The following is a 3,929-nucleotide window of genomic DNA, read 5'->3' on the forward strand; positions in this document are numbered from 1 at the left end:
TTCGCCGTGATGGGCGCGATGGCGCGGCTCTTGACCTCGGAGCAGACCGTCGGCGTGGCGGGGCTGATGGGCACGCTCGGCATCAGCGGCGCGCAAATGACCACCTTTTACCTGATAGTCGCGGGCGCATCGCTGCTCGGTGCCGCCGCCAGCCTCGTCCTGCTGGACATCAACGACATCCGCCGCCCGGTGATGATTGCGCTCGCCTGCTTCGCCCTCGGCGCGTGGCTGGACATCGGTGTGGGGATGCAGACCCGCCCGGCGCAACTCTACCTCAGCCAGACCATCATCGCCTTCGCCACCCTGCTGTTTATGGGGCCGATGATGCTCGAAGGCGCACTGCGCGCGCTGGCGAAAAGCCCCGACCACATGATGAGTTTCTCCGCCGTGTTCGGCCTGTCGCAATCGCTGGGCGGACTGGCGGGCGCGGCGGGATTCAGCGCGTTTTTAACTTACCGCACCCGCGACCACCTCGCCGCCATCGCGCAAAACCTCACCCTTTCCAACCCCGCGCTCGCCGCCGACATCCAGCGCAACGCCGCCGCCCTCTCCGCCATCCTCTCCGACCCGGTGCTGCTGCAAGGCCGCGCCGTCTCGCAAATCACCGCGCAGGCGGGCAAAGAAGCGGCGGTGGCGGCATACAGCGACCTGTTCGCGCTGCTGGCGACGATGGCGGCGGTATCGACCCTCGTCGCCGTCGCCCTGTGGCTGTACCGCCGCCATTACAAGATTAGATCTCTTTCCAAACCAAGCAAAGGTATACGTTTTTAGAATTTGTATCCCTGCCCCCACCCCAGCCCTCCCCCACGGGGGAGGGAGCTGTTCTGCGGTAGATTCAAATAACTGCTGCCGTATCGCTATGGATTGTCATGAAACTATTGCTATTTTTGCAGCCAATGAGTCCCCTCCCCCTGTGGGGGAGGGTTAGGGTGGGGGCAGCAGACAACAGCTCAGCAGGTTTGAGATTTTGTTGGGTTGTCGTGCAAGTTATGGTTTGGAAGGAAGTCTATTGATGTTTTGGCGGCGGAGAAAGCGAAAGTGTTTGCGGCGTTGGGGAAATAGGTTGGTGTCCTGAAATGTATGCTGACAACCAGCAGAGCGGCAAAAATCAGCCGTTGCCAATATTTCGCCGGTTCGCCCCCTCCCTCGCAGGGCGAAGCCCGCAGCGGACGGGTACCCATGCAAAATGCGTCCGCATTTTGCATGGGGCCCGGGGGAGGGTGGGGAGGGGGTAGCGTTCGTAACATTACCGCCAATGCCATTCAGCCCCCCCTGAGACAGCAACATTTCAGGACGCCATCAAAGTTTTTATCCACGAGCAAGATTTGCCACCGATTAAGCGAGGTTAAATTCAATATTCAACACATTGAGTTGAAAAAAATTTTTACTCATAAGCAAGATTTGCAACTGATTAAGCAAGATTGCAGCTCCGCCTGAACCCCCAACCTACGGAAACCATCATGACCCAAGAAAACACCCCCGAACAGCCCGATACCACCGACACCACCCCGCCAACCGTCGTTGAAGAAGCGCCGCCGGAGCCTGTTGCCGCAGAAACCCCGCTGCCACAGCCCGAACCCCCGCAAGAACCCGCCCAATGGCAGCCGGAAAAACACCGCTTCGGCAGCATTGCCATTCTGGTGGCGACGGTCGCGGGCGCGTTGCTGGCGCTCTATGCCTTCCGCCTGCCGCCGTTCGGCCTCGGCGAGGTTTACACCAACAACGCCTATGTGCGCGGCAACATCACCGTGGTCAGCCCGCGCGTCGGCGGCTATGTGCAGAGCGTGCTGGTGCGCGACTTCGATACCGTCAAGGCCGGGCAGCCGCTGGTAGAAATCGACCGCGCCCCCTACCTCAGCAAGGTTGAGCAGGCGAAAGCGGGCATCCTCGCCCAGCAGGCGGCGCTGGACAAAACCAAACAGGATCGCGCCTCCGCCCAGTCCGCCGCCAAGGCGGGACAGGCGGCCATTGCCAACGCCCAGGCGGTGCTTGACCGCGCCAACCGCGAATGGAAGCGCATCAAGGGTGTCAGCAATGATGCCATCTCGCAAAGCAGCCGCGACGCGGCGCAGACCGCAGTCAAACAGGCGGAAGCCGCGCTGACACAGGCAAAAGAACAATACGCCATCGCCCAACAGAACATCCTCAATGCCGGGGTGGGACGCGAAGGCGCCGCCGCCGCCATCGACAACGCCAAGGCAATGCTGGCGCTGGCCGAACAGGAGCTGGGACACACCACCGTTTACGCGCCTGCCGACGGCCAGTTGGGCGAAGTCGCCGTCAAAAAAGGCCAACTCGTCAGCGCAGGCACGCAACTGATGTCGGTCGTCCCCGGCGCGCGCTGGATTGTCGCCAACATCAAAGAAACGGACATGAAAAACATCCGCAGCGGCCAGCAGGCGGACATCACCGTCGATGCCCTCGGCGGCGCACATTTCAGCGGCAGCATTAGTGAAATCGCCCCGGCGACCGCCTCCGAATTCAGCATCATCAAGGCCGACAGCGGCACCGGTAATTTCGTCAAAATCGCCCAGCGCATCGCCGTCAAAATCGAACTGCATCCGGGACAGGCAGATTTGCACAAACTCGCGCCGGGAATGTCGGTTGAAGTGCGGATTGATACCCGACAGAAATAAATGCGGCTTTTCGGAATATAGCCATCCACCGAAAGTTTCAGACAAGGCGCGTCGCCGAAGACAGTACGCATTTGTACGGCGAGGCGACGCAACACCGTATGAGGCTTTCGGTGGATGGCTATATAGTGGAATAAAACAGAAATAGCCAAAAAATACCCCCCTCCCCTGCAGGACGCGCCAGCGTCCGTAGCGAGGGAGGGAGCATATTAGCTGTTTTCCCGACTTTCAGTTCCCTATGCAAGCATACGGAAAAATGCGGTTCCCCAAGATTTTGAACAGGCCCCAAGTACTGATTACAGCATAATAATGAACATTGAATTCAGACAGTTAAACAATAAAAATCAATAGATAAAATTATAGCAAGGCATGAGTGGTATTTTTCTTCTTATTCCAGCCTCACATATAGCCTGTTGTAAATTTTCAGACATAAATATTGAATCACTTATTTGAGGATCATGCCAAAGATCCACAGAAGATTTTAATGATTCTGAAGAAAAATAATAAGATTTTTGTAATTCAATTTTATCAGAAGGTAAAGAATATATTTTTTTTCCACTTTTATTTAGATAAAAAATCGATGAATCGCTATACTCAGGTAAAAAAATTCTTTATGTTCACAAATATTTATGTAAAAATAAGGGGCTTTAGCAGCTTCATCATTGGATTTTATACCTGATATTCTAACCTCACACATCTGCGTGCTTCCCAAATTAAATCTTAGGAGAAGATTAGCAAAACTCTCCGTTGCTATGATAAAACCACCGAGCACAAAAAATATTGGAGAAAGCCTCTTTTTTTGAAGACCACACCTAGGATAAAGTAATTTGGGAAATTTATCCTCAGATAACGGTTGTTTTTTCTTAAGTAAAGAGGCTCCATTTTCCATTATAGTGAGTAGTTTAAGAAATTCTTCTTCCTCTGCTGGTGTCCTATCTAGCTTGGCGCTAAGTTTCTTGTAAGTAAGGATATCTATTCCTTGTGGAATATCCAATTCAAAATCAGGTCCTTTTGAAAGTAATAGCAAATCATTAATTAACCAAATTGCTTTTTTTTTCGTAGACAAAACGCTAACCTCTTGACGTAAAATTTAGGGGGAGCAGTAGGCGCATGGTAAGCAAGGATTCTATTTATAGCATTCCTTACAAAGCGCTGTACGGCGTTTCCTGCCTCGGCTACAAAGTCGTACTGTCTTCAGCGGCGCGCCTTATACAGCATTTTGTGAGTATCGCTATATAGCGATATAGCAATCCTCTCTAAATTCTATACAATCATCCATTTCCCCGGAGCCTGACC

The 3,929-nt window shown here is 53.5% G+C and carries 2 protein-coding genes and 1 pseudogene; 2 read left to right on the top strand and 1 reads right to left on the bottom strand.

What is annotated here, in order from left to right:
- A pseudogene (locus ACO54Z_RS07270) lies at window positions 1-771 on the top strand (MFS transporter); the annotation flags it as partial.
- Between the two features lie 689 nt (window positions 772-1,460).
- Window positions 1,461-2,636, top strand: a complete 1,176-nt coding sequence (locus ACO54Z_RS07275) for an HlyD family secretion protein (protein ID WP_485996423.1) — start codon at window positions 1,461-1,463, stop codon at window positions 2,634-2,636.
- Window positions 2,637-3,198: 562 nt separating this feature from the next.
- Here ACO54Z_RS07275 and ACO54Z_RS07280 read toward each other — a convergent pair.
- Window positions 3,199-3,699, bottom strand: coding sequence for a hypothetical protein (locus ACO54Z_RS07280; protein ID WP_485996424.1), 501 nt, complete (start codon window positions 3,697-3,699; stop codon window positions 3,199-3,201).
- Window positions 3,700-3,929 lie beyond the last annotated feature (230 nt).

It is taken from the genome of Cardiobacterium sp. (assembly GCF_057314735.1).